A 5,228-nucleotide genomic window follows, 5' to 3' on the forward strand; every position below is an offset into this window, starting at 1 on the left:
CTTAAAAGAAGGAAATATGTTATTAATAGAAAAGTATATTGCTTATCAAGATGAAACAGAAATTGAGATATATTATCAAACAAGTAATTTAATAAAATCATACTATGGTTTAAAAAATACTCAAAACGAGATTCGAAAGATAGAGGGGGGAGATACTATTTTAAGTAAAGTGAAAATAAGATTTTATTTAAAAGAATATGGAGCAAATGTGGAGGGATTTTATTTTAGTCAAGAATATAAGAAAGAACTCAAGAGATAAGGGTGTTATTTTACCCTTAGTTTTATTATTAATCTCTATTTTAATGTGGTCTTTCTCTTTCTTTTTATTTTTTTATAAATCTGAAATAGATGAGTTTCAAGCTTTAAAGCGCTCAAATGATGACTATTGGGAGATGGAGAATATAAGCATAATAGCAGAGTATGAACTTAGCAAAGGTAATGAAAGCATAAAAAAAGATATTTATAGAGATATTATAGAATATTTTGAAGACCATGATTTAATTTGGATAGAACCAAATAAAATATCAAAAAGTGGATATAAGAGATATAAAGTGATACGAAATAATAGTGAAATAACAGGAAAAGTTGAGTTAAATTTGGGTACAGATAATATTTTAGATATAACATTATTGAAAGAGATTTGGATAGAAAATAAATTGATAGAGATTATTGTAAAAATTAATTATGAATATTTAAGATACGACGGCGATTTTTACAACAGTTATAAAAGAGGGGTTGATAGGATTGAGGCAAGAGTAAAGTATGAAAACGTTAGAAATAAATGATAGAGGAATAAAAGTTCTTGAAGATGGTGAAATAATAAATCAAGCTCTTTTCAAAGAATATGAAGAGATTCCATTTGAAGTTAAAGAGTTATTACTTATTTATGATGCTCCAGAAAATATTATCTTAAGAATCTCGTTTTCTTTAGATGAAGAGATAGTTTTTGAAATAAAAAAAGTTATAAAAGAAGTTGGATGGACATTAAAAGAATCTTGTAAAGTTTCAAAAAAAATTAAAATGTTATTAATATTAGTAGTAATATTAGAATTATTTTTTTTATGTATAATTTTTTTTAAAGTTTCATCTTTAGAAAAACAAGTTTTCGAATTAAGAAAAGAGAATGTAAATAGTCGAAAAATAATATCTTCATTTGATGAAAGGATAAAGATTATACCAAATGAAGAGAACAAAGTTAATGTTTTTCAGAAAAGTGATTTAAATAACTTTTTAGTATTTCTATCCGAAGTTTCAAGAATATCTGGAGTAAATTATGAAAAAATACAATTTTTAGATAAAAAAATTTTAATATCTGGATTTGGAAGAAATATGAGTAATCTGTCAAAATTAAAAAAATTTATTTCTGGATATGAAAAGATAAAAGAGTCAAAATTTGATTTTATAAAAAAAGAGGGGGAAGAACTATATTTTTTGATAGAATTAGATCAAGAGTAGGAAAATTAGATAAAAAAATATTTATCTATTTATTAATAATTTTGAGTTTATTTTTAATTTTTATAAATCAAGGTTTAAAATTGAAAATATTAATTGATGAAAAACAGGTTTTAGCTGTAACTCAAAATAATTTAAAAAATATAATTTTAGAAAAAGAGATTTTGTTTAAAGAATACAATAAAAAAATGAATGAAATGGATTTAAAAAAAGAAAAAGAAAACTTTAGTTATTTTATTTTTAATGGAACAGAAGATGTTTTTAATTTTATAAATAATTTAATAGAAGAAAATAATTTAGATTTAGAAATGATAGGTCGAGAGGTAATAGAAAAAAATAGTGAGACATATGGAGAGGTTTATTTTCAAATTCGTGGAAACGAATTTGAAATTTATAATTTTATTTATGACTTGGAGAATTCAAAAAAATTTATAAAATTCAATATGAATTCAATTTTAATAGAAATAGATGGAGATAAGTTGTATTTAAAATCGAATATTATGTATATAATCAATAATAAAAAAAATAAAATAGACTATGATTATTATAATAGAGACACTTTTAAAAAGTTTAGAAGTAGAAATATTCAAGGAAAAAGGAGAATGTTATAATGGTGATTAAAAGTGGTATATTATTTTTTTTAATATGTTTTAGTATTTTTTCGATGGAGAATTATCCAAAAGAATTGGATTTAAAAGATATTCCAATTACAGATTTATTTGCTCATTTATCAAAGTATTCAAAATATACTTTGATAGGTGATTCTTATATAAAAGATATAACTGTGGATGTTTTTTTTAAAAAAGGAACTTCAATTGAAGAAATCTTAGTAACTGTTGAAAAAACCTATGGTTTAACAAGAGTAAAGAGTGGTAATACTTTTATTTTTAGAGGAAGAAAATCTGAAGATAAAGATATGTTAGTTGGTAAAGTTTATGATATAAATACAAATAGAGAGGTAAAAGGGGTTACAGTTCTCTTGAAAAGAAGAGAGGCTTTAGAAGCTATATCTGGTGAGTATGGAGAGTATTTGTTAGATAGTTTAAGTAGAGGAACATATTTTATATCGATTTTATCAAACGATTATGTATACGAAGGAGATTTTTTAGATATAAAAGAAGGTATTAATAGATTTGATTTTTATATTGAGAAAAAAAATTATAAATCTGTAAAAAATATCGTTGAAGAAAGGGAACAAAAAATTAAAAAAGATGATATAATAGAACATATTTTATTAGAAAATCTAAATCATAAAGAGATTGAAAAGATTTTAAAAGAGACTTTTGATGAGAAGTTGAAAGTTTCAACAAGTCCAGGAAATAACTCAATTATAATTTTTGGTAATGGAGAAGCGGTTTACACAGCTAAAAAATTAATAAATCAATTGGATAAAAGAAAAAAACAAGTTAGGGTTACTGCAGAAATTATAGATGTAAAGGAAAATTTATTTGAAGATTTAGGATTTAATTGGGCTTACGATAGTCAAGGTAGATTGTCTGATAAAAATAGTGGAGTTTATCTTCAAACACTAGTTTCAACAGGAGTTGACGGTGTTGGTGAAATTATGGGAAGTTCAATTAATTTTGTGAGTAAATTTAATAGTGGAAAAGATGTTTTAGATTTAACTTTAAATCTATTAGAAACGACACAGGACTTAACGGTGAATGCATTACCTTCGATTATACTATTAAATGGTGAGACAGGAACACTAAAAATGACCGAAGAAGTAATTGTTGGTGAAGACAAAGAGGAAAACACAAATAATGATACAATTAATTATAAACCGATATTTAAAGAAGCTGGTATAATATTGAAAGTATTGCCATCTATAAAGGAAGATAACAGTGTTTATCTAGATTTAGACTTAGAGGCTAGTGATTTTAAATTGAAAAAATCATTAAAGCCAAATGATGAGAATTCAGGAACATTTAATTCAGAAGGTGGTTCTAAAATTTCAAGGCAGCTACAAACAAAAGTTAGAATAAAAAATAATGATGTAATTTTAATTGGGGGATTAAAAAGGAAAATAGATCAAAAAATAAATAGTAAAGTTCCTTTTTTAGGAGATATTCCTGCTGTTGGAGTTTTATTTAAAAGTAGGTCGAGTAGATTAGAACATACAGATTTATATATAAAATTAAAAGCTGAAGTAATAGAGGAGATTTAAAATGGAAAAGAGTAGATTAGAAGAGATACTTAATAGTTTTCAAAATTTAAAGGTTGCAGTAGTTGGAGATATGATGCTAGATGATTATTTGATTGGATCAGTAGATAGAATATCTCCAGAGGCACCAGTACCAGTAGTATCAATAAAAAAAGAGAGATTTGTGCTAGGTGGAGCAGCAAATGTAGTTAACAACTTATCCACGTTAGGAGCAAAAGCTGTTTGTTTTGGTGTTATTGGTGAGGATTTTGATGGTGAAAGATTAGTTAGAGAATTAGAAGCAAAGTCAATAGAAACATCAGGAATTGTAAAAACTAATGATAGACCAACAATAGTAAAAAGAAGAATAATAAGTGGTACACAGCAGCTATTAAGATTGGATTGGGAAGATGCTAGAGCAATTCCTGAAAATTTGGAAAATAACTTATTAGAACAAATAGAAAAAAGAATAGATGGATTAGATGCAATAATTTTATCAGATTATGATAAAGGAGTTTTAACTCCAAGAGTTGTAAAAAAAATAATAACGCTATGTAGAGAAAAAGGGATAATTGTAACGGTAGATCCAAAACCTAAAAATGCACTTAACTATATCGGGGCTACATCAATGACTCCAAATAGAAAGGAAGCTGTTGAGTGTCTAGGAAAAAAGAGTTTTGATAATATGCTTGCAATAGGAAAAGAGCTTAAAGAAAAATTACAATTAGACAACTTATTATTAACAAGAAGTGAAGAAGGAATGAGTCTTTTCCATGAAGAGAATGTAATAAATATTCCAACATATGCAAAAGAAGTTTTTGATGTAACAGGAGCAGGAGATACAGTAATATCTGTATTTACTTTAGCATGTGCAGCGGGAGTAACACTTCATGAAGCAGCAAAGATTGCAAATACAGCAGCGGGAGTTGTTGTAGGAAAAATGGGAACATCAACAGTTACAAAAGAAGAGATTTTAGATTTTTACAATAGAATCTATAATGAGTGGAAATAGGTGAAAGTTATGCTAAGAATTGGAAATGGGTATGATGTTCATAGATTAGTAGAAGGTAGAAGATTGGTTTTAGGTGGGGTAGAGATACCTCACCTAAAAGGTGTATTGGGTCACTCTGATGGAGATGTTTTAATACATGTAATAATGGATGGATTGTTAGGTGCTTTAGCATTAGGAGATATCGGTCAACATTTTCCTGATACTTCAAATGAGTATAAAGATATTGATAGTATGATTTTATTAGAAAGAGTCTTTCAGATAGTAAAAAGCAAAGGTTATGCTATTGTAAATTTAGATTGTATAATTGTTGCTCAAAAACCTAAATTAAAACCATATTTAGATTTAATGAGAGAAAGAGTTGCTTTAGTTTTAGAAACAGATATTTCAAATGTTAGTATAAAAGCTACGACAGAAGAGAAACTAGGCTTTACAGGAAATGAAGATGGAATAAAATCTTATTGTGTAGTTCTTTTACAAAAAAATAAAATATAATAAAAAAATAGTTGCATTAATGAATAGATTGTGCTATACTAGTTTTGTCTTCAAGGAAGCATAGCTCAGTTGGGAGAGCACCTGCCTTACAAGCAGGGGGTCACTGGTTCAAGTCCAGTTGTTTCCACC

7 protein-coding genes and 1 tRNA gene are annotated in these 5,228 nt (G+C 26.5%); all 8 read left to right on the forward strand.

What is annotated here, in order from left to right; all coding sequences use genetic code 11:
* The coding region (locus L992_RS11835; RefSeq protein ID WP_047396468.1) for a hypothetical protein at positions 1–259 on the forward strand (259 nt) is incomplete at its 5' end.
* A gap of 133 nt (positions 260–392) precedes the next feature.
* Positions 393–785, forward strand: coding sequence for a hypothetical protein (locus L992_RS11840; RefSeq protein ID WP_156110704.1), 393 nt, complete (start codon positions 393–395; stop codon positions 783–785).
* The gene (locus tag L992_RS11845) at positions 763–1,455 is read left to right on the forward strand and encodes a hypothetical protein (protein ID WP_047382852.1); all 693 of its coding nucleotides are present in this window, start codon (positions 763–765) and stop codon (positions 1,453–1,455) included. Before L992_RS11840 ends, L992_RS11845 begins: the two co-directional genes overlap by 23 nt.
* 80 nt (positions 1,456–1,535) lie before the next feature.
* On the forward strand, positions 1,536–2,063 hold the full coding sequence (locus tag L992_RS11850) for a hypothetical protein (RefSeq protein WP_047382854.1): 528 nt from the start codon (positions 1,536–1,538) through the stop codon (positions 2,061–2,063).
* Positions 2,063–3,619, forward strand: a complete 1,557-nt coding sequence (locus L992_RS13225) for a type II secretion system protein GspD (protein ID WP_052191739.1) — start codon at positions 2,063–2,065, stop codon at positions 3,617–3,619. Before L992_RS11850 ends, L992_RS13225 begins: the two co-directional genes overlap by 1 nt.
* Before the next feature lies 1 nt (position 3,620).
* The gene (rfaE1, locus tag L992_RS11860; RefSeq protein ID WP_047382856.1) at positions 3,621–4,607 is read left to right on the forward strand and encodes a D-glycero-beta-D-manno-heptose-7-phosphate kinase; all 987 of its coding nucleotides are present in this window, start codon (positions 3,621–3,623) and stop codon (positions 4,605–4,607) included.
* A 9-nt stretch (positions 4,608–4,616) separates the two neighbouring features.
* Positions 4,617–5,099 carry a 2-C-methyl-D-erythritol 2,4-cyclodiphosphate synthase gene (gene ispF, locus L992_RS11865; protein WP_047396470.1) on the forward strand — a complete coding sequence of 161 codons (483 nt, stop codon included), beginning with the start codon at positions 4,617–4,619 and terminating at the stop codon, positions 5,097–5,099.
* A 54-nt stretch (positions 5,100–5,153) separates the two neighbouring features.
* Positions 5,154–5,226 (forward strand) — tRNA-Val (locus tag L992_RS11870).
* Positions 5,227–5,228: the final 2 nt, after the last annotated feature.

This window comes from Cetobacterium sp. ZOR0034 (assembly GCF_000799075.1).
Lineage (GTDB): Bacteria > Fusobacteriota > Fusobacteriia > Fusobacteriales > Fusobacteriaceae > Cetobacterium_A.

Bases quoted from the DNA above. Each gene is read 5' to 3' on its own strand.
- L992_RS11840 (WP_156110704.1), top strand. From the start codon at position 393: ATGGAGAATATAAGCATAATAGCAGAGTATGAACTTAGCAAAGGTAAT.
- L992_RS11845 (WP_047382852.1), top strand. From the start codon at position 763: ATGAAAACGTTAGAAATAAATGATAGAGGAATAAAAGTTCTTGAAGAT.
- L992_RS13225 (WP_052191739.1), top strand. From the start codon at position 2,063: ATGGTGATTAAAAGTGGTATATTATTTTTTTTAATATGTTTTAGTATT.
- rfaE1 (WP_047382856.1), top strand. From the start codon at position 3,621: ATGGAAAAGAGTAGATTAGAAGAGATACTTAATAGTTTTCAAAATTTA.
- ispF (WP_047396470.1), top strand. From the start codon at position 4,617: ATGCTAAGAATTGGAAATGGGTATGATGTTCATAGATTAGTAGAAGGT.